This window comes from Chitinophaga vietnamensis (assembly GCF_902167635.1).
GTDB lineage: Bacteria > Bacteroidota > Bacteroidia > Chitinophagales > Chitinophagaceae > Chitinophaga > Chitinophaga vietnamensis.
This window is the reverse complement of the sequence record NZ_CABHMS010000009.1, coordinates 133766-154090: the sequence shown is the minus strand read 5'-3', so window position 1 is coordinate 154090 and position 20325 is coordinate 133766. Positions and strand designations below refer to the sequence as shown.

Genomic DNA, 20325 nt, shown 5'->3' with positions numbered 1-20325 from the left:
AAAATATCTTAAGGGCGCACAAAAATAACATTTTGCAATTGTTTTCTAACAGTTATCTGATGAAATAACCTAAATTTTTAAATTTGATTAAACAAAGTAGAAAATTTTTTTAAAAATTATAGGCATGTTGAAAAAAACTAATAGGAGGTGGTTAATAATCGGTATGAGTTTAATGACAGGACAAGCCATAGCACAGTATTCCAGCGATATTAAATATCCAATCACCAAAAAGGTGGATACCGTCAACAATTATCACGGTACACAGATCGCTGACCCCTACCGCTGGCTGGAAGATGATCACAGCGCTGAAACCAAAGCCTGGGTAGCAGAAGAAAATAAGATCACGCAAGATTATTTATCCCGTATCCCTTTCCGCAACGACATTAAAAAAAGATTGGAGACCCTCTGGAATTATCCCAAGAATGGCGCTCCGGTTAAACACGGCAAGTATTACTACTATTTTAAGAACGATGGATTGCAGAACCAATCTGTTCTCTATCGCTCCACCACACCCAATGGCACACCGGAAGTATTTATTGATCCCAATAAATTATCTGCCGAAGGCACCGCCGCATTGGGCACGCTCAGCTTCTCGAAAGATGGTAAATACGCCGCCTACCTCATCGCCAGGGCCGGCTCCGACTGGCAGGATGCATTTGTAATGGACGTGGAGACCAAAGCATTGCTGAGCGATAAACTGGAGTGGCTCAAATTCAGCGGCATCGCCTGGAAAGGCAATGGCTTCTACTACAGCCGCTATGACCAGCCCGATGAACAAAGCCGCCTGTCCAGGAAAAATGAATTCCAGAAAATATATTATCACAAGATCGGCGATAAACAGGAGCAGGATGAGCTGATCTATGAAGATAAAGAACATCCGCTGCGCAATTGCTCCGCCAGCGTTACAGAAGATGGCCGCTTCCTCCTGCTGGAACTCACCGAAGGCACTTCCGGCGTAGAGATCCGTTACCGCGACCTGCAAGATCCCGCCAGCAAAGGCTTTGCAACGCTCTTTCCGGGTTTCGCCAATGAAGCAAACGTGATCGATAATGTGGGCGATAAGCTGCTGGTCCGCACCAACGTACAGGCGCCTAACTACAAGATCGTGCTCATTGATCCGAAGCAACCGGAAGAAAAGAACTGGAAAACCATCGTACCGGAAAAGCCCGAAGCGATGCAGAGCGCCGAGAGCGCCGGTGGTAAACTGTTGCTCTCTTATCTCAAAGATGCGGCATCCCGCGTGTATCAATATGATTACGATGGCCGAAACATGCATGAGGTGAAACTGCCCGGCATAGGCTCTGCCAGCGGATTTGGCGCTAAAAAAGAAGTAACGGAACTGTACTACACCTTCTCTTCTTTTGTTACGCCGGCCACCGTTTATAAATATGATATCAAAACCGGCGTCAGCACCTTGTTTAGCAAAGCGGAGGTGAAATTCAACCCGGACGATTATGAAACCAAACAGGTGTTCTTCAACAGTAAAGACGGTACCCGTGTGCCCATCTTCCTGTCTTATAAAAAAGGTATGAAGAGAGATGGCAACAATCCAGTGCTGATGTATGGCTACGGTGGCTTCAACATCGCGGTGACGCCGAGTTTCAGCGTATCGAACCTGTACTTCATGGAACAGGGCGGTATCTATGCTGTCGTTTCTTTACGCGGTGGCAGCGAGTATGGCGAGGCATGGCATAAGGCGGGCATGATGGAGAAAAAACAAAATGTGTTTGATGACTTCACCGGTGCGGCAGAACATCTCATTAAGGAGAAATATACCAATCCGTCGAAGCTGGCTATCCGCGGAGGTTCCAACGGCGGGCTGCTGGTCGGGGCCTGTATGACGCAGCGCCCTGAGCTCTTTAAGGTGGCATTGCCGGCAGTAGGCGTGATGGATATGCTTCGTTTCCAGAAGTTCACCATCGGATGGGCCTGGGCCGTGGAATATGGCAGCAGTGATCATCCGGAGCAATTCAAATATCTCATTAAATATTCTCCACTGCATAACCTGAAGCCTGGTACTTCCTATCCGGCTACGCTGATCACTACTGCGGATCATGACGACCGTGTAGTGCCGGCGCATTCTTTCAAATTTGCGGCTACGCTACAGGCCTGCAATGCGGGGCCTAACCCCACCCTCATCCGCATTGAAACACAGGCGGGTCACGGCGCGGGCAAGCCTACTTCCAAAATGATCGATGAGGCCACAGATATCTGGGCCTTTACCATGTACAACCTGGGAATGAAATAATAATTACGAATTACGAATTAATAATTACGAATGATGTAGTTGCATAAATGTATCGCCCCTACGGGGCTAGATCATGTATTAGTCATACGTTTCATCTACTAACGTAAATGTTCCGCTTCTATACGCCCCGTAGGGGCGAAAGCCCGGTAGACCCGGGTGAAACCCGGGGAGAACAAAATACGATCTACCAACATCAAGCCCCGTAGGGGCGATACATTTATGCAACTACACTATGCGTAATTCGTAATTATTAAATCCGTATCTTTAAAGATGCCTTTTGAATATGGTTTATGAATGTACTAATAACAGGAAGTAACGGACTATTGGGTCAGCACCTGATCCCCATTTTTCTGCAAGACGGGAAATATCAAGTGATCGCTACCGGCAGAGGCCCCAACCGCTTTCCGCGGCATGACAACTATATTTATGAAGCGGTGAATCTCCGCTCTGCCGGCAGTGTGCAACAGCTGGTGGATAAATATAAACCGGAGATCATCATCCATGCAGGCGCCATGTCGCAGGTAGATGAATGCGAAAAGAACAAGGACGCCTGTTGGGATACCAATGTAGGCGCTACCCGCTACCTTGTGCAGGCCGCCGAAAAAATCAATGCTTTCTTTATTTTTCTTTCCACTGATTTCGTGTTCGACGGCCTTCAGGGCCCTTATGCGGAAGATGCAGCAGTGAATCCTATCTGCTATTACGGCACCAGCAAGGTGGCGGCAGAAAGGATCGTGCATAACAGCAAATTGCAGTGGGCTATTGTGCGTACCGTGCTGGTATACGGCGTGGTGGCCGATCCGCATCGCAGCAATATGATCACCTGGGTGAAGAACAACCTGCAGCAGGGCAAAAAGATCAAAGTGGTAAACGACCAGTGGAGAACGCCCACGTTGTGCCATGATCTGGCCACAGGCATCCGCCTGCTGGCAGATAAAAAGGCGCCAGGTTATTTCAACCTCTCAGGAAAAGATGTGCTTACTCCTTATGATATGGCCGTCAAAACGGCCGAATATTTTCAGCTGGACACGGGCCTGATAGAAAGCATCAGCGCTAAAAGCCTTGCCCAGCCTGCCCCACGGCCTGCCAAAACAGGCCTGATCATCGACAAGGCCCAAAAAGAACTGGGCTACCAGCCGCATAGCTTTGCGGAAGGCCTGGAAATTGTGGCAGCCGAGATCAAGGGCTAGTATTCCAGATATGCTTTATTGCCAAAGGCAGCTTTGATGCTGTCCAGCGCTTTGAGAGAGTCCGCACCGCTGAGGGGTACGGCTACCTTGAACAGGTCATTGCGTTTGTACATCACTACTTCGCGGCCCCATCCTTTCTGCCTTTTTTCGAACTTGAGCGCTTTGACGCTGTCAGCAAATTCGGCCACTACAGCAAAATAATTCAGTGTAGGCGTTGCCGTTAGTGCGGCATGCGTACTGTCGGCCTGTTGCAGGCTGTCGGCAGGGGTAAGGCTTTCATGCTTCACGGTATCGGTGTTGGGAGTAGGCATCGCCACCGGCGTGGATTGATTGCTCACATACCACCAGATGGCCAGTCCGCCAATGATAGCTGCTACAGGAACGGCTGCCCACCACCATTTGAAGCCGCTTTCTTCTGTGATGGTTTCCAGCGTTTCTTCTGCTTCTTCCGTCATGATTGGTTCCAGGGGCTGTTGTTCCGCATGCGCAGGTGGTATGGTGATGCTGGCTGCCGGTGCAGCAGGTGTGGGCGCGGGCGCCGGTGCAGCCTCTTCCTGCCGGATAGGTCGCAGCGACAAGGTATCCTGGCTTAGCGGCAATTCTTCTGCATAGAAATGAATATTGCCGGCAAAGTCGCCCTGTAATTGCCCGATGCCCGGCAATATCATGGGCTTGCCTGTTTTCAATTCTTCTTTCAGTTCATCCAGGTATTTTTCCAGCTTACGTTGTGCCACAGAAGGCACGAGGTTTTCCTTGAGTGCGATCCACTCGAGGCAGGAACCGTCGTCTTGCCAGGTTTGAGTGAATAATACCTGGTCGCGCGGGGCGGTCAGCGTTTGTGCGCTTACGTTATACTGTGCCGGGAAATGCTCGATACGGAAGGTGCCCAGGTGGGGGACCACACAAACTCTTTGCCTGAAGAGCACTTCCTGGATATATTGCTGAAGGACCATGTGTAAAGGGAAACGGTTTTAATTGAATGACCCCTTGAAGCGTGTGCGGCGCTTCAAGGGGTGTACTTATTTTTTAATTGCCGAAGGTTGAAGTTAGAACTTTACCATAATTCCACCAACTATATTAAACCCGTAGGTAGGATAGAGGTAATAGCGTTGATAGTGGGTATTGAACAGGTTATTGGCATTCACCCAGAGGTTGAAGTGCTTGCCGATATCGTAAGAGGCGCCTGCGTTCATATCCCATGCGCCGCTGGTTTTACCGAAATCTTTCTGGTTGGCCAGCAGGTAATAGCTGCCGCTCAAGGCAAAGAGGTCGGCGTTCAGGTGCAGTTTTTTAGCGATGGTATATTGTGCAAAGAGGTCGCCCTGGAAGGCAGGCAGGTGCCATGGCTTCTGTTGCAGTTCCTGTTTGTTATAGTTGTACCAGTCGAAACTCACACGCGCCTGGAATTTCTCTTCCTGGATATAGCCTACTTCTGCATGCAGCTGGAAAGCGCGCAACTGTGTTTCGTTCAGTGTCATGAAACGTTTGGTGTCAAGACTGTCGTTCACAAAGAGCGGCAGGTTGTACCAGGTAACAGATGCGAATTTGGTGTTATAGTTGAAATGACTGCCCAGCGTGCCTTTGATACCGGTGTATTTCTCTTCCACGCGGGTGTTGAGCATACCGTCCATCTGGCCGCGGAAGAAAGGATTGCGGCTGGTGAGGTTGCGGTAGGTGTTCTTTTCAAAATAAGAGATCCATCCGCTGCTCAGGATCAGTTTTTTCCGGATCAGGTGTGATTCGTTCACGATATCGGGGAGCAGGAAAAACTTGTCGTTGGTCCATGTGGGATTTACGCCGGCGTGCAGCACAAATCCAGGTTTGATGATCTCCACGGCAGGATGCACGGCCACGAGGTTATTGTTGATCACGCGGTTATTATCTTCCTTGAAAGCAGAGAGGTCAAATACGCCTTCCGCTTTGATATAGATATCTTCCACGATCTGCTTGCTCACGGGCACATTCAGGATGAAGGTGCTTTCATTGCGTTTATAGGAATCGTTGAAGGCGATGAACTTCACCCTGGGCTCAAACTGAAAGGCCCAGTCGTTCTGCGGGCGGTTTTTAGCGCTCACCTGTGCCGTCAGCTGGTTGAATGTTTGTGAGATATCATCTTTGTTCAGGTTGCCGCCGGTATGATCGTAGCCGTAATAATGAACGTTGTTTCGGTCGAAAGCGAGGCTGGCATTGAACTGGAATTTAGGCAGCAGGTAGGAGCCGGCGGCCAGTACGTTGAGGGCGCTGTAATCCTGGTCGGGGATATCTTTCCCTTTGGAGCCTACATAGCTGGCGTAGAGGCCGTAGTTATATTGCTCATGCCTGCCGCTGCCGAAGCCGGCTTGTACGAATGGCGTGTTGAGGTTGCCATATCCCAGTTTGATAAAATTATTTTGCAGGAGGTCCAGTGAATCTTTGCCGAGGGCCAGTGGTTTCAGCGGAGCGGCCTGGTACATGAAGTTGAGGTTGAGCGCCGGTATCTGGTACTTCAGCGAAGGGCGGGAGCTGTCCACTGCCGGCAGCGAGGCCGTGAGATTCAGTTTGGCAGCATCTCTCAACTTGGGCTGGTAAGTAGAGATGATATCGATCGTTTCCTGTTTCAGCGTTGTTTCCTGTGCGGCGGCTTGCTGGTGCAGGGCTCCGGCGATGCCGATCGCAGCTGTCAGGAAGAGGCGCTTGTTGTATGAGTGAGTGATGTTCATGCTAAATCAAATCCTAAATCAAAAAATCCGTAAATCAAAAAATCCGTAAATCCGTCAATCAAAAAATATTTACTTCTTCTTTTTACCCGCTGCTTTCTCCTCTGCTTCGGTTTGTGCGAGTTTGTCTTTCGCTTCCTGTTTCAGCTCGGCAATAGGGCAGTTGGTGGCTACGCTCTGGAAGGTGGCTTTGGCGTTGAAATAATCCTGTTGTTTGGCGTATACATCACCCAGAAGGATATACGCTTTTGCTACCCAATATTCGTAGGAAGATGTATTCTTGATCACGTCGAAACCTGCTTTCTCGGCGGCATCCAGCTCTCCCTGGCGGAAGTAGCAATCGGCAATATCATAACGTGCTTCTGCGCCGGTTTCTGATTTGGTCATGCCGGCCACTGTTTTAAATTCAGTGACAGCGGCGGCGTATTGGCCATTTTCTTTCTGTGCTTTTGCATGGTAGAAGTGCCCGATGATCTGGTCGTCGGTACTCAGATTGGAGCCCGACAGCAGCATTTCGGCGTAGTTGCTCACCTCATCCCAGTGTTTCAATTGGTAATTGCTGCGCAGCAGGCCGCGGGTGGCCGCCATGCTGTTTTCCTTGCTGGTGGCCAGGTCTTGCAGTTGCAGGTAGTAAGTGCGCGCTTTGTTATAATCCTTTGCCTGGTAGAAGTTGATGTTCGCGGCTTGTAAAGCAGCGCGTTCCGCGTAGATGCTGTTATTGCGCGACAGCACAAATTCATATGCCGGCAATGCGTTCGTATAGTCTTTATTGTTATACGCACATTCTGCTTTGTAGAAATAGGCCGGGAGGATAAATTGTCCATTCGGATATTTCTGTATGTAGCTGTTGAATGCGCTGGTGGCGCCGGCGCAGTCGTTGCTGGTGAAGCGCGATTCAGCGGCGGCATAGGTGAGGGAATCTTCTGCCGATGCAGTCACCGTTCTGCCGGAGGCTTTCAGGAAAGCGAGGTAGTCGTCGGTTTTGCCCTGGCTCACATAGATCTGTTTGATGCTTTGCATGGCCTCGTTGGCTTCCGGTGCGCCTGGGAATTTCTCTACCACCTGACGATAGTAGGAGAGGGCTTTGCTGTCATTGTCTTTATTGAACCAGCAGAGGCCCAGTTTCAGCAGGGCGCGCGGCGCGTTAGGGCCGTTGGGCTGTTTCTGTAAAACGCTTTCCAGGTAAGGGATAGCGTCGTTGTATTTTTCTGATGCGAGATAAGTGTTGGCGATCTCGATATCTGTTTCGTTGTTGAAGCCGGAGCTTGGGAATTTGTTGCCCAGTTGTTTCAGCAGGGCCAGTTTCTCGCTTTGTTTGCCTTGCAGGCCGAGGATGATACTCTTCTGATAGGTCGCATAATCGGAGCCGGGTTCGTTGTTGTTGATGATGCGATCATAGAGGGCGATCGCTTTCGGGAACTGGCGCAGCATGTAGTAGCAGTCGGCCGCACGCAGGGCGGCATCATTGGCGATACGCTGTGCATTAGGTCCGCTGGCTCTTTCCGCTGATTCGAAATGCGGCAGTGCGTCGGCGTATTTGTTCTGTTTCAGCAGACTATAACCCAGGTTATAGCTGGCCGTTTGTGCGTTGGCCTCACCGGAAACGGGTGCGGTAGTATTCAGATAGGCGTTGAGGTTAGTGATGGCATTGTCGGTCTTGTTCTGGCGCAGCGCGATCTCCGCTTTCCAGAAATAGGCCAGCTGCCTGATGTTGGCATCGTATGGATTTTTGATGGCTACATCCAGCAGGCGCTCTGCTTCGGCCAGTTGCTGGTCGTTGATCAGCTCTGTGGCGCGGCCATAGGCTACTTTCTGGTAGGCTTTCAGCACGGTAGGATTCTTGTCGGGGATCATCTCTATCGTTGCCAGGCCATCTTTGTAGTTGTTGGTATTCATGAACAGGTTCACCAGTATTTCCCTGGCTTCCTTGTTATATTCAGATTGCGGATAGGTTTTCACGAACTGTGTAAGTTCGGTGAGGGCAGCGTCCTGGTAGCCCAGTTCGTAGGATAATTTACCGTAGTTGAAACGGGAGATTTCCTGTTGCTGCGGGTTGGAGCTGTTATTGGCGCAGAAGGCGAAAGCGTTGCGGGCATTGGCTTTCTGGCCGGTGCGCAGGTAGCAGTCGCCCAGGAGGTACATCGAGTTCTGACCCAGTGAATCTTTGGCGCTGCTGAGTTGTTTGAAGCCGGTGATGGCTTTTTTCAGGTTGCCGGTTTGATAGTAAGAATAAGACAGCTGGTAGATATCTTCATTCTTCACATCGTCGGAATTATCCTGGAACTCCTGCAGGTAGGGCAATGCTTTTTTATAATCTTTCTTCTCGAAATAGGCTTTACCGATCAGTTGTTTCAGCTCTGCTTCATAGTACTGGCCGCCTTTCTGCAACAGTGGCTCGCCGTAGGCGATGAGTTGATCGGCTTTGCCCTGGAAATAATAAATTTCAGCGATGTAATAAGGCACCACATTGCTGTATTTCGGTTCGTTTACTACGCGTTGAAAACTGTTGAGCGCTTCGCCGTACTGCTTGTTGTAATAGGCGATGAAGCCATAGTAGTAGTTCGCAGGGATATAATATTTTCCCTGTATTTCCTTGATGGAGGCGAACAGCGGCTGCGCTTTCTGAAAGTCTTTCACATTGAAATAGCAGTAGGCGAGTTCGAATTTCGCAGCTGCGATTTCAGCGTTGGAGAGGTTGTCGATCCCCGCTTTTTCGTAATAAGGGATTGCTTCTTTCAGTTTATTGAGATGGAAATAATATTTCGCAAGTTGATAGCTGACGAGTTGTTCGCGGGCGTTGTTGTTGAACAGCTTGAGATAATCGAGCGCCAGTTTTTCCGCATTGTCCTGTTGCAGTTTGAGAGCGCAGATGGTATAATAGTAGTAGGCATCTGCTTTTACCAGGTCGCGGTTTGTTTCGTGAAAATAATCGATATTATCGATCGTTTGTTTGAAAAGCTGCATGGACACAGCATATTTTTCATGCTGAAAATATTGCTGTGCGTCCTTGAATGTTTTCTCAGGATCTGTGTAGATGCGTGTCTGTTGCGCCTTTGCGGCTGGCATTCCCGCAATACAGGCGCCCGTGAAGGCGATAAGGGATAAGTACAGATGGCCTGGAACAATAATTTTTCTTATTAACTGCATGCTGTTGCTTTATATCTTGAATATGCGATTAAAACGAATACCGGGCGGAAATATTTTCCGGCCGGGCGATTACTCTTGTTGTGCCTTTCAGCAAATATAAAAGTTATATCTTTTCTTTTTAGAATGCTTTTCCAACCGATGTGGATAACTCCGGAATACCGGCAAAAGCGATTAAGCTATCTTGCGAAAAATAAATTACAAGCAAAAACCTTACCTACTATGAGAAAACTGTTTTCGGCAGGCTTTACGAATGGCGCTGTGCACTTCTCGATGCTTGTGCTACGATTGGTATTTGGCGGTTTGATCCTCTTGCATGGCTGGCCTAAACTGATCAACTTTGCCGCCAAGGCACGCACCTTTCCTGATCCGCTGCATGTGGGCCATACCACTTCACTGGGGATGACGGTGTTTGCCGAGGTTTTTTGCGCAGTATTCATTATCATCGGCCTGCTGACCAGGCTGGCGGCCATTCCGCTCGTGATCTGCATGTCCGTGATCATCTTCATCATCAATGCACATCAGCCGGTAGACAAGATCGAATTGCCTGTCATGTACCTCGCTGCCTTTGTGGTGATCCTCTTCACCGGACCAGGCAGAGTATCTATCGATGGACTGATCGGCAAGTAATGGATTGATCTTTGTGACAAGAGCAATATTTTTGCAATAAAAAAGACGAGAACCATGTTCATCAGCACAACAACAATAAGAGTTCGATATGGAGAGACCGACCAGATGGGATACCTGTATTATGGCAACTATGGCCTCTATTACGAAGTAGGGAGGGCAGAAGCGATACGGGAACTGGGTTTCACCTACCGCGAACTGGAAGAACAAGGCGTGATGATGCCTGTAGCCGAACTGAATGTAAAATATTTCCGGCCGGCATTCTATGATAACCTCATAACGGTGAAGACTATACTGAAAGAGCTGCCTAAAAGCTCGCGGATACAGTTTCACAGTGAGCTATACAACGAAAAAGGAGAACTGCTGAACGTAGGCGTTACCACCCTCGTATTCGTGGATGTGAACACCCGCCAGAAAGCAGGCCTTCCTGATGCGTTGAAACACAGACTGGAACCATTTTTTCAATAATTTATGGATTGACGGATTTTTTGATTGACGGATTTTTTATCGATCTCTAAATCAAGAAATCCGTAAATCAAAAAATCCGCAAATATTTTCATGGTCACTACCAGTATCATTACTATTGGAGATGAATTGCTGATCGGGCAAACCATTGATACCAATTCCGCCTGGATGGCGCAACAGCTCAATGCGATGGGCATCTGGGTACACCGGCGTGTAGCCATTGGCGATGTGAAAGAAGACATTCTCACTACGATGGCTAAAGAAGCAGCAGTATCCGATATCATCCTCATCACCGGCGGCCTTGGCCCCACCGCCGACGATATCACCAAACCCACGCTCTGCGAATATTTCGGCACCCGTCTCGTACAAGATGAAGAAGTACTGAAGAAGGTGCTGTATATGTTCGAAAGCCGCGGCCTGCCTATCCTGCAACGCAACGTAGACCAGGCGCTGGTGCCGGCATCCTGCACGGTGCTTTCCAACGACCGTGGCTCTGCGCCCGGCATGTGGTTCGAAAAAGACGGGAAGATATATGTATCCATGCCCGGCGTGCCGCACGAAATGAAAGGCATCATGGAAAACCATGTGCTGCCAAGGCTGGAAGCGCATTTCAATACGCCGGCAGTAGTGCATCATACATTGATCACTTCCGGTATGGGCGAATCCTTTGTGGCAGAGCGCATCACAGACTTTGAAGCCAAACTGCCGCCGCATATCAAACTGGCTTACCTGCCCAGCTATAGTCTGTTGAAACTGCGACTCACCGCCCAGGGCGCCGACAAGATCACCACAGCGGCAGAACTGGGCATCTATTTCACGGAGCTGAAAGAGCGCCTTGTTGATATCACCGTTGCAGACCAGGACCTTACGATGGGTGAAGTGCTGGGTGGCCTGCTGAAAGAGCGGGGCAAAACGGTAGGTACTGCTGAAAGCTGTACCGGTGGCCTGATTGCCAGCTGGATCACCGCTGTGCCGGGCAGCTCCAACTATTTTAAAGGCAGCGTTGTCGCCTATGCCAACGAAATGAAAGTGAAGATGCTGGGCGTGCAAGCCGCCACGCTGCAGGCGCATGGCGCTGTGAGCGAAGCTACCGTGCGTGAAATGGTAACAGGCGCACTACAATTGCTGGAAACAGATTATGCTATCGCCGTTTCCGGTATCATGGGCCCCGATGGCGGCACGCCTGAAAAGCCCGTGGGCACGGTATGGATCGCCGTAGGCAGCCGCCAGCGCACCACCGCCATCAAATATCACCTGCGCTACGACCGTGAACGCAATACACAGATGACGGCCGTATACGCTATGAACGAACTACGCAAACTGATCTTACAGGAGGATTGATACAATTCCCTTAAATTTGTTGCGCACTAAAAGCAATTCAATCTTATGGCCATTATAGAATTGGTAATGCCTAAAATGGGGGAGAGCATTATGGAAGCCACCATTTTGCGCTGGCATAAAAAGCCCGGAGATCACGTAAAGGTAGATGAGACCGTGCTGGAAATCGCCACCGACAAAGTGGATAGCGAAGTGCCATCCATCGCAGAGGGCGAGATCACAGAACTGTTGTTTGCCGAAAACGACGTAGTGCCGGTAGGTACAGTGATCGCCCGTATCAACACCAATGCCGACGCAACCGCAGCTGTTGCCGATTCCACGCCTGTTGCACCTGCTGCAGCAGAACCGAAATTCACTTCCGCCCCGGCGCCTGCCGCGGCCTCCCGTACCGAAGAAGCCGCTCCTGTGGCCTCCGGAGCCGGCGCAAAATTTTATTCGCCGCTGGTACTTACCATCGCACAACAGGAAGGCGTGAGCTTCGCCGACCTCGAAAAGATCCCCGGTTCCGGCAGCGAAGGCCGCGTAACCAAAAAAGACATTTTGCAGTATGTGGCCGACCGTAAGGAAGGCAAGGTGATCCCGGATGTAACGCCGGCGCCTGTTGCTGCTGCTCCTGCCGCCGCTGCGGCCCAACGCACAGCCGCTGTTACCACCACTGTGGCCTCGCCTACCTACAATGGCAACGTGGAAATCATTGAAATGGACCGCATGCGCAAGCTCATCGCGAATCACATGGTGATGAGCAAGCAAACCAGCCCGCATGTGACCAGCTTCGCCGAAGCCGATGTTACCAATATGGTGAAATGGCGCGACCGCGTGAAAGGCGATTTCGAAAAACGTGAAGGCGAAAAACTCACTTTCACACCGCTGTTCATCGAAGCGATCGTAAGATGTATCAAGCGTTTCCCGCTGATCAATTGCTCACTGGATGGCGACAAGATCATCATCAAGAAAGATATCAACGTGGGAATGGCCACTGCATTGCCTTCCGGTAACCTCATCGTGCCAGTGATCAAAAATGCGGACCAGCTGAACCTTACCGGTCTTACCAAACAGGTGAACGCACTGGCCAATGCCGCCCGCCAGAACAAGCTGAAACCGGAAGATACCCAGAGCGGTACTTTCACACTCACCAATGTAGGTACCTTCGGTAGCCTGATGGGCACACCCATCATCAATCAGCCACAGGTGGCCATCCTGGCCGTAGGCGCTATCAAAAAACGCCCGGTGGTGATTGAAACAGAACTCGGTGATTCCATCGCTATCAGGCATATGATGTACCTGTCCATGTCATACGATCACCGTATCGTAGATGGTTCCCTGGGCGCTACTTTCCTCACGGCGGTAGCACAGGAGCTGGAAAATTTTGATCCGAAGAAAAGTTTCTAAATAATAAAGCCCTTGAAGCATTGCTTCAAGGGCTAAAAAAGAAGCGACGAGGCGTTCATATGAACGCCTCGTCGCTTTTAGTTTCGTCTTGGTTTTGCCGAATAAGGGGCGATTAGTAACGACGATCGCGACCGCCGCCGCCATATCCACCGCCGCCACGGTTGCCACCACCTTTAAAATTATTATTCGGTTGTTTAGGTCTTGCTTCGTTTACCATCAATTGCTTGCCTTCTACTTCGCTGCCGTTCAAACTATCCATAGCCTTAGCTGCTTCTTCCTGATTGGGCATTTCCACAAATCCAAAACCACGTGAGCGGCCGGTTTCGTGGTCTTTGATAACCTTAGCGGAGGTAACCTCTCCAAAATCGCTGAAGATCTGATGAAGATCTTCATCGTTCAACCTATAATGCAGGTTGGCTACGTAAATGTTCATGATAACTGAAATTAAAAAAATGAAAAATATTGTACCTGAAGTTATGAAAATTAAACTAATAAAAAAGACAGCCCTTAAAAATATTTCTTATTAACAAATCCGCCTTGATATCATAATCTCTCAAACCCTTTACCGTATTCATTCTTCCTGCTTTTGAAATAATCTTTAAAAAATGCCTGTATCATTCACAATCCCGTTTTTTCCGCGTTTTTTTTCGTAAATTCAGGATATGATCCATTAAATTAAATTGTTATGGGAGCATTGAGTGAAACCTGGTTTGCAGACGGATACATCGATTTTGAGCTGAAGAAATACACATTGCTGGCATATCTGCAAGATATTAACCGCTACTTCAACCAGCATAAATTATATCCCCAGCTCGCTGATATCATCTTCCACTATAATAACCTGCTCGCATTCCGGGAAAACAAACAGTTCCTCCAACAGCAATTCCCTAAACGACTCACCACCGTGAACATGGAAAAACTGCAGCTGCTCTATGAACAGCTGATCGCTGATGATGAACTGATGCAGGAGCTGGAAAACATCATCCAGTACTCTTTGCCACAGATGAACAACACGATCAGGGAGGGTACGGAATTATATGAATTTGTGGAAGACAAGCTGAGCATTTCCCCGGTGGGCCTGGTGCCACTCGATCCTGCGGAAGGCTTTATGCTGCTGTGCGACGGCCATTACCGCGATGTATTGGTATATGCCTATCGCCTCACGATCTTTGAGCGGCATGATGAAAAATTCAGGGGCATTCATATGCATTACCTGGAAGCGTATAAGAAAGACCTCGTGCATACCTGCGAACATATCAAAGGCCTGCTGCTGCGTTCACACGCTGAAATGCCCAACCCTGCTGTGTATTGCGTGGAAACAAAGTTAGTGATGCCAATTAATGAAACGCTGTTGCCAGTGGCCAAAAGGAGCCTCGTGAAATACCTGGCCGCCGCATAAGCGCTATGGCAGCGCAGGCGCAGCAGTGGCGGCACTGCTGTCGAACCGCACATCCAGCGTATGGTCTTTCAGGAAAGGCGCATAATATTGCGCCATCATCTGCCTGATCTTCGCTTTCGACTTTTCTATGTACACCGTATTGTGTTCCAGCTGATCGCGGGAAGTCTGGTATAATTTCTTCTGCACATCGGTATAGGTTTCATCGTCCTGGAAAAGGAACAAACCCTTGCGGTTGGCGGTTTCCATGCGATCGAGCTTTAGCTCGTAACTGAGTAGTTTTGGCGCTGGCAGGTATACGATGATCTGCTTGTTGCTCATATCTACTTTAAAATGTTTATCGTCGATATTCACGCCATATTTTGCCTGGTAGGGCACCGTTACCCAGATCGTATTTTCGAGGAAAGTCTTTTTCAGGTTATCGGTCCAGTCGCCATTGTTGCCGATATTACTACGTTTGATACTGGCGCTGCCTTCCACGTCCAGACTGGCCAGTTCTGCGATCTCTTTTACGATGGTGCTGTTGGAGATCACTTGCTGACTCACATTTTTGCTGCCGAAGAAGCGGCCCAGCCAGAAAATGAATATGGCTATGATGATCAGCGCGACGGCATACAGGATCTTTTTCATGCGTGTAAGTTAAGAAAAAAGATTTCTCGCAGAGGCGCGAAGCAGCAAAGGGGCAAAGGGCGGGCTGCGCCCGCAGATAAGAATAGGCGCGATTTATTTGTGCCGGTAAATTGTTAATGCGATGCGCGTGCAGCCTGCGCTTTCCGCCTTTGCGCCTCTGCTGCTTTGCGCCTTTGCGTGAACATTAGCGCGTGAGTTCCGCGATGAGCGCGGCATGCTGCGGATAGGCCGCCTGCAGGGGCGAGCGCTCGGCGAGTTCAAAATCGGCGAAGTCGAAGCCTGGCGCCACAGTGCAGCCGGTGAGCGCGTAACTATCCGGCGCTTCCACGCGCGATGCAAACCAGTTGCCTGCGGCGATCACCACCTGTAGCTGCTCGCCCGCCAGGATATTGCGGCCCAGCTTATGCGTGCGGAGGTTGCCGCCCGGCTCGATCTCATATATCGTGAGGGTACTGCCATCATAAAAATGCCAGATCTCATCCGCCGCAATGCGGTGAAAGGCAGATATCTCCCCGGTTTCCAGCAGGAAGTAAATACAGGTAGAAGCATTGCGGTTGCCTTTCATGCCGGCGGGGAGGGTAGCCATATCCAGCTTCCACTCGGAGCGATAGGTTTCACGGAAAGCGCCGCCTTCCACATGTGATTGTAACTGTAAGTGTTCGCGCCACCACGCGGCAGAATGTTGCATAGGTCACCATTTTGGGGGGTAAGTTAATCAAAAGAAACGTTATTCTTCTTTTTTCGTATATACGTCAGGGTTATGAATCTGCATGATCCTTTCGGGGTTGGCGAGCGGCGTGAAACCAAACTGGGCATAGAGGCCATGGGCATCGCTGGTGGCGAGCAGCCAGCGGCGCAGCCCTTGCAGGTCGGGGTGGGCGAGTATCTGTTCCACGAGCCATTTGGATAAACCCTTGCCCCGCCAAGGCTGTAATACGAACACATCGGCGAGGTAAGCGAAAGTGGTTTTGTCGGTGATCACCCGCGCAAAACCAATCTGTTCATCTTTATGAAAAAGCCCGAAACAAACGGAATTTTCTATCTGGCGCAGCACAGTGCCCAGTGGAATATCTTTTGCCCAATAGGACTCTTCCGATAAAAAACGGTGAATGACGGGAACGTTCAGCAGTTGCTTGTCGCTGCTGATCCTGTAATCTTCTTTCGTAACATCAATTTCGGCCATATCCTAGTTTTATCTTACTAAAATAAGCCAAAAAATATCAGCTGGCAACGGCTATTTGTAAGCGGTTACCCTGATGGATGTGCGCGATGGTAGTGGATATGGGCTCGAAATAGGAAGGCGTGTCGCCATTGAAAAGCAGGTAGTCCTTTACGAACATGGCCTGGTTATAATAGCTACTGCGGCCCATATTCGCCTGCCACTGGGGCAGGTTGAGCTGCTGCAATGAGCGCAGCGCGATCTTGAAGCGCACCATGCGGATATACAGCTGCGGCGGTATGCCTATAACGGCAGTGAATATACGCTCCATAGTAGGGCGGGAGAGATGGAAGATATGCGCCAGTTCGCCCAGGCTTACATTTCCTTGTTTGGCGATGAGATAATCGGCCATTTCATCTACCTGCTTCAGTGAACGGGGCTCCTGTGAAAGGGCTTGCTGATAAGCCTGGTTGAGCACCGGTATGATCTCGTCCGGCTGCCGCGCTGCCGCCAGCTTGGCGGAAAGCTGTATCCACAGCGGATTACTATGCATGGCAAGGTTGCGGTAATAATTGGTAAAGGCATGCATATCCAGCCCGGTGAGGCGGTAGCAGCCATAGGCATTGAGTTGTACGATCACGATCTTCACCGGTCCTTTCACATGCAGCTGGCAGGCACAGGTGAACTGCCCGATCACGGCATTGGCCGGCAAGGTGAAAGGCTTGTGGTGCGCGGGTTTCACGGTAGCTTCTCCCTCATGGATAAATACCATGTACTGATCGCCCAGCGCAAAAAGGCTTTGCGGTAGCTGGATCACTCCCCTGGTATTATCTTCCCAGTAATAATATTGCTTTACAAACGGACGCAAGGCATCCTCCGGGTGGTAGATGTGGAAGTTCATAGGTGCAATAGTGTTGGTTCAAAGGATAATGTAAATATATGTTAAAAAATCATATAAATGAAATATTTTATGATAATTACGAATTACGAATTAAGAATTACGGCCTTCTAATAATTACGGATTACGAATTAAGAATTACGGACTTCTAATAATTACGAATTACGAATTAAGAATTACGGCCCTCCCGGTGATCTACCAGGAGGGCCGTAATTCTTAATTCGTAATCCGTAATTATATTTTACCAGCCCCAGTTGATCCCTTTCTCGGTGGCAGGCACGCCGCTTTCCAGCCACTGCGGAGCGGGAGCGCCTTTGAGGAAGTGATCAAAGAACTGTTGCTCGCGGCGCTGGATATCCTTGCGGTTCTGGCGCTGCACGAGGTTATGGGCTTCGTTATTGTAATTGAGCATCCATACGGGCTTGCCTAAACGACGCAGACCGGTAAACATTTCAATGCCCTGGTACCAGGGAACGGCGCCATCGGCATCATTGGCCATAATAGCAATGGGCGTGGTCACTTTGGGCAGGTTGAACAGTGGAGAGTTCTGGATATACAGTTCCGGCTTCTCCCACAAGGTAGCACCGATACGGCTTTGCGAGTGCTCGTATTGGAACTGCCGGTTCATACCGCTTTCCCAGCGGATGCCGCCATAGGCGCTGGTCATATTGGCTACCGGCGCGCCCGCCCAGGCTGCGGCGAAGAGATTGGTTTGTGTAACCAGGTAAGCTACCTGATAACCGCCCCAGCTCTGGCCCTGAATGCCCATATGCTTGCCATCCACCCAGGGTTGTTTGGCCAGCGTTTCTGCGGCGCTCACAATGTAATCATACGCGCTCTTGCCCGGATAACCGTTCTCATAGCTGATGTCCGGCGCTACCACCAGGTAGCCGCGGCTCACGAAGAACGGGATGTTGAGGCGCGAAGGCGTAGGCGCAGGCGCCATATAGCTGTACAGGCCATCACTCAGTTTTTCGTAGAAGTAGAAGATGACCGGGTATTTTTTGTTGGGATCGAAATCTTCCGGCTTGTACAGGATGCCTTCCGCGGGTTTGCCGCTGAAAGTGGTCCATTTGTACAGTTCGGCGGTACCCCAGTTGTATTGCTGCTGTTGCGGGTTGATGCTGCTGATCTTCACGGCATCGGCGATTTTGCTGCCGGTATACACATCGGGCGAAAGCACGTAGCTGGCTTTGGTATAAGCCCAGGCATCGGCATTTTTAGCTTTGATCAGCTCACCAAAGGCGTAAGGCGCCAGCACGATCTGCTGCGGCGCAGCAGGCTTTCCTTTCTTCGGTAATTGAAGGGAATAGTAGCCGTTGTATTTGACGCTATCCTGGAATGCTGTAAGGATAAGCGTTTGGCCGGGATGGAAAAATCTTTCTTCCTCATCCAGCCGGATATTGCGCAGGCGGGTGCGGTGTTGGCGGCCGTAGCTGCCGGTGAGGCACAGCGGCGCTTTTTTACCCGATGGATCTATCTGCCAGATATCATAACGGTCATAGATATACGCAAATGCGTCGCCTTCCATCCATCCGGCGAGACCATAAGGCTCAGGTACATCGGGATGATCATCTTCTTCGTCATACACCTTTGTGGGAATATCCTTGCTTACATTGGTAATGGCGCCGGTAGCGTTATCGTAGGTGAACCATTGTTTGTCTGCAAGATCATACCAGATCACATATTTTCCGGCAGGGGAGATGTAATAGCTGCCATCCAGTTTATCCTTGATCTTTTTGCGGGTGCCGTCGTTCACATCCACGAGGAAGGCGGTTTTGAGCGTGCGGCCGATCCATTGCAGCGGAATGCGTTCGCCTTTGTCCGTATAGCCGAGGGCGTAGTTACTGTTACCTTCGTCTGTGGTGAGCAGGGTTTCGAGGTCTTCGCCGCCCAGTTGTACCGTGCGTTTGCTGGCAGGGTAGTACACGGCGGCGTAATTCCTTTTCAGGTCCTTATCGACATTTTTCAGCTGCATGGGCTGCAGGTAGTCGTCTTTATAGTTCCAGATATCCACTTTCGCTACCTCGAAATCCACGATGGTCGTGTCTTTCGGAGGAAGGATAGGCGCGGTGCCGAAGAAGAGGCGCTGCCCGTTTTTGCTGAAAGAGATATTGCTGTGCGGACTGATGGTCCAGTGAGCGGGGATGCCGCTGGTATTTTTATCGGCGACGGTGATGGCGCTGTCTTGTCCGGGTTTGAAGTAGAACAGTTGATAGAACTGTTGCAGGGATTTGGCGCTGTCGCGGGTACCGAAGTAAGCCGCCTGTTCGCCTTTCTCATCGAAGGCAAACTGTTTGTAATCGCCATAGCCGCGGCTGAGGGTATCTGCTTTGCGGGTGGCGGCATGCCACAGCAATACGCCTGTGCGGGAGAGGGAATCTTTCTTCTCGCTGTTGATCTCTGCGAGGAGGTTGTTACCAGGCTTGCTGATAAAGTACTCCGACACATTTTTGATAGAGTCCTGTAAGCCGCTCTGGAGCTGCCTGATCACGAGTATGCCGTTCTCGGATTTGTTGGCGGCATCCTTGTCGTCGTCCGCACGGTCATCGTCTTTGGCGGTTTTGATGGCGCGGGGAACTTTGCCTTTGGCGGTATCGGCTTCCGGTTTTTCTACCAGGTAGGCCAGCAGGTTGCTGCCTTTAGCGGGCGTTTTGAACGATTTTACGTTCGGCATTTTCAGTACGGTGTCGCTGCCGAGTGTAACGATGCCGAGTGAATCTTTCGGCATTTCATTCGGTTTTTTCTTTTTGATCTTTGCTTCGCGTACAGTTTTGAATACAGGTTTTATGCTGAAAACAACATACTTCGAATCCTGTGTGATCACAGGACTGGCGCCGCGCGGAACGGTGAGCGAGTGGCCGGTGCTGCGGTCGTAGATCACGAGGTTGGCATCACCTTCCTGCGGTACGATGGTATATACTACCCATTGTCCGTTGTTACTGATCACTTTGGTTCCAATGCTTTGCCAGCTGTCGTAAACGCTGTGATCCAGCGCTTGCTTGGCAGGTTGTTGTGCATAAGTAAACAGGGATGATCCCAGGAGGGATATCCCCAGTAAAACTTTTCTCATAAGGCTAAATAAATAATCCGGCGATTAAAATACGAAATGCAGTGTTAAGCAGTGTTAAAAAAGGGATGAGCG

Annotated in this window: 16 protein-coding genes; 7 read left to right on the top strand and 9 right to left on the bottom strand. The window is 50.0% G+C overall.

What is annotated here, in order from left to right; translation table 11 throughout:
- Positions 1-163: 163 nt before the first annotated feature.
- On the top strand, positions 164-2248 hold the full coding sequence (locus FPG75_RS22470) for a prolyl oligopeptidase family serine peptidase (RefSeq protein WP_201747997.1): 2085 nt from the start codon (positions 164-166) through the stop codon (positions 2246-2248).
- Between the two features lie 290 nt (positions 2249-2538).
- Positions 2539-3438 (top strand): SDR family oxidoreductase, encoded by a 900-nt coding sequence (locus FPG75_RS22465; RefSeq protein ID WP_143310182.1) that lies wholly within the window; start codon positions 2539-2541, stop codon positions 3436-3438.
- On the opposite strand, the gene FPG75_RS22460 is transcribed toward FPG75_RS22465, so the two are convergent.
- The 3 genes from FPG75_RS22460 to FPG75_RS22450 form a co-directional block, all read right to left on the bottom strand.
- Positions 3435-4391 (bottom strand): HU domain-containing protein, encoded by a 957-nt coding sequence (locus FPG75_RS22460; RefSeq protein ID WP_143310180.1) that lies wholly within the window; start codon positions 4389-4391, stop codon positions 3435-3437. The two genes, FPG75_RS22465 and FPG75_RS22460, sit on opposite strands and share 4 nt — an antisense overlap.
- A gap of 93 nt (positions 4392-4484) precedes the next feature.
- Positions 4485-6137, bottom strand: coding sequence for a TonB-dependent receptor (locus FPG75_RS22455; protein WP_143310178.1), 1653 nt, complete (start codon positions 6135-6137; stop codon positions 4485-4487).
- Positions 6138-6206: 69 nt separating this feature from the next.
- Entirely contained in the window at positions 6207-9281 is a 3075-nt protein-coding gene (locus tag FPG75_RS22450) for a tetratricopeptide repeat protein (RefSeq protein ID WP_143310175.1), read from the bottom strand.
- A 219-nt stretch (positions 9282-9500) separates the two neighbouring features.
- Between FPG75_RS22450 and FPG75_RS22445 the strand changes: the two genes are divergently transcribed.
- From FPG75_RS22445 to FPG75_RS22430, 4 genes are all read left to right on the top strand, one after another.
- Entirely contained in the window at positions 9501-9908 is a 408-nt protein-coding gene (locus FPG75_RS22445) for a DoxX family protein (RefSeq protein ID WP_143310172.1), read from the top strand.
- Between the two features lie 54 nt (positions 9909-9962).
- Complete coding sequence (locus FPG75_RS22440) at positions 9963-10373, top strand: acyl-CoA thioesterase (RefSeq protein ID WP_143310171.1); 411 nt, start codon at positions 9963-9965, stop codon at positions 10371-10373.
- Positions 10374-10463: 90 nt separating this feature from the next.
- On the top strand, positions 10464-11711 hold the full coding sequence (locus FPG75_RS22435; protein WP_143310169.1) for a competence/damage-inducible protein A: 1248 nt from the start codon (positions 10464-10466) through the stop codon (positions 11709-11711).
- Between the two features lie 45 nt (positions 11712-11756).
- Positions 11757-13097, top strand: a complete 1341-nt coding sequence (locus tag FPG75_RS22430; protein ID WP_143310167.1) for a dihydrolipoamide acetyltransferase family protein — start codon at positions 11757-11759, stop codon at positions 13095-13097.
- Positions 13098-13209: 112 nt separating this feature from the next.
- Here FPG75_RS22430 and FPG75_RS22425 read toward each other — a convergent pair whose 3' ends face one another.
- Entirely contained in the window at positions 13210-13530 is a 321-nt protein-coding gene (locus FPG75_RS22425) for an RNA recognition motif domain-containing protein (RefSeq protein WP_143310164.1), read from the bottom strand.
- A 252-nt stretch (positions 13531-13782) separates the two neighbouring features.
- Between FPG75_RS22425 and FPG75_RS22420 the strand changes: the two genes are divergently transcribed.
- Positions 13783-14496 (top strand): hypothetical protein, encoded by a 714-nt coding sequence (locus FPG75_RS22420; RefSeq protein ID WP_143310162.1) that lies wholly within the window; start codon positions 13783-13785, stop codon positions 14494-14496.
- Between the two features lie 3 nt (positions 14497-14499).
- Here the strand turns inward: FPG75_RS22420 and FPG75_RS22415 are convergent, their stop codons facing one another.
- The 5 genes from FPG75_RS22415 to FPG75_RS22395 form a co-directional block, all read right to left on the bottom strand.
- Positions 14500-15123 (bottom strand): DUF4230 domain-containing protein, encoded by a 624-nt coding sequence (locus FPG75_RS22415; RefSeq protein WP_143310160.1) that lies wholly within the window; start codon positions 15121-15123, stop codon positions 14500-14502.
- 184 nt (positions 15124-15307) lie between these two features.
- Positions 15308-15811 (bottom strand): cupin domain-containing protein, encoded by a 504-nt coding sequence (locus FPG75_RS22410; RefSeq protein ID WP_143310158.1) that lies wholly within the window; start codon positions 15809-15811, stop codon positions 15308-15310.
- Between the two features lie 39 nt (positions 15812-15850).
- Positions 15851-16306: a GNAT family N-acetyltransferase gene (locus tag FPG75_RS22405; protein ID WP_143310156.1), complete on the bottom strand. Its 456-nt coding sequence runs from the start codon at positions 16304-16306 to the stop codon at positions 15851-15853.
- 37 nt (positions 16307-16343) lie between these two features.
- A complete protein-coding gene (locus FPG75_RS22400) occupies positions 16344-17183 on the bottom strand; it encodes a helix-turn-helix domain-containing protein (protein ID WP_143310154.1) in 840 nt (279 codons plus the stop codon).
- A gap of 238 nt (positions 17184-17421) precedes the next feature.
- Positions 17422-20253 (bottom strand): alpha/beta hydrolase family protein, encoded by a 2832-nt coding sequence (locus tag FPG75_RS22395; RefSeq protein WP_143310152.1) that lies wholly within the window; start codon positions 20251-20253, stop codon positions 17422-17424.
- Positions 20254-20325: the final 72 nt, after the last annotated feature.

Coding starts and splice junctions, on each gene's coding strand:
- FPG75_RS22470 (WP_201747997.1), top strand. CDS start 164: ATGAGTTTAATGACAGGACAAGCCATAGCACAGTATTCCAGCGATATT.
- FPG75_RS22465 (WP_143310182.1), top strand. CDS start 2,539: ATGAATGTACTAATAACAGGAAGTAACGGACTATTGGGTCAGCACCTG.
- FPG75_RS22460 (WP_143310180.1), bottom strand. CDS start 4,391: ATGGTCCTTCAGCAATATATCCAGGAAGTGCTCTTCAGGCAAAGAGTT.
- FPG75_RS22455 (WP_143310178.1), bottom strand. CDS start 6,137: ATGAACATCACTCACTCATACAACAAGCGCCTCTTCCTGACAGCTGCG.
- FPG75_RS22450 (WP_143310175.1), bottom strand. CDS start 9,281: ATGCAGTTAATAAGAAAAATTATTGTTCCAGGCCATCTGTACTTATCC.
- FPG75_RS22445 (WP_143310172.1), top strand. CDS start 9,501: ATGAGAAAACTGTTTTCGGCAGGCTTTACGAATGGCGCTGTGCACTTC.
- FPG75_RS22440 (WP_143310171.1), top strand. CDS start 9,963: ATGTTCATCAGCACAACAACAATAAGAGTTCGATATGGAGAGACCGAC.
- FPG75_RS22435 (WP_143310169.1), top strand. CDS start 10,464: ATGGTCACTACCAGTATCATTACTATTGGAGATGAATTGCTGATCGGG.
- FPG75_RS22430 (WP_143310167.1), top strand. CDS start 11,757: ATGGCCATTATAGAATTGGTAATGCCTAAAATGGGGGAGAGCATTATG.
- FPG75_RS22425 (WP_143310164.1), bottom strand. CDS start 13,530: ATGAACATTTACGTAGCCAACCTGCATTATAGGTTGAACGATGAAGAT.
- FPG75_RS22420 (WP_143310162.1), top strand. CDS start 13,783: ATGGGAGCATTGAGTGAAACCTGGTTTGCAGACGGATACATCGATTTT.
- FPG75_RS22415 (WP_143310160.1), bottom strand. CDS start 15,123: ATGAAAAAGATCCTGTATGCCGTCGCGCTGATCATCATAGCCATATTC.
- FPG75_RS22410 (WP_143310158.1), bottom strand. CDS start 15,811: ATGCAACATTCTGCCGCGTGGTGGCGCGAACACTTACAGTTACAATCA.
- FPG75_RS22405 (WP_143310156.1), bottom strand. CDS start 16,306: ATGGCCGAAATTGATGTTACGAAAGAAGATTACAGGATCAGCAGCGAC.
- FPG75_RS22400 (WP_143310154.1), bottom strand. CDS start 17,183: ATGAACTTCCACATCTACCACCCGGAGGATGCCTTGCGTCCGTTTGTA.
- FPG75_RS22395 (WP_143310152.1), bottom strand. CDS start 20,253: ATGAGAAAAGTTTTACTGGGGATATCCCTCCTGGGATCATCCCTGTTT.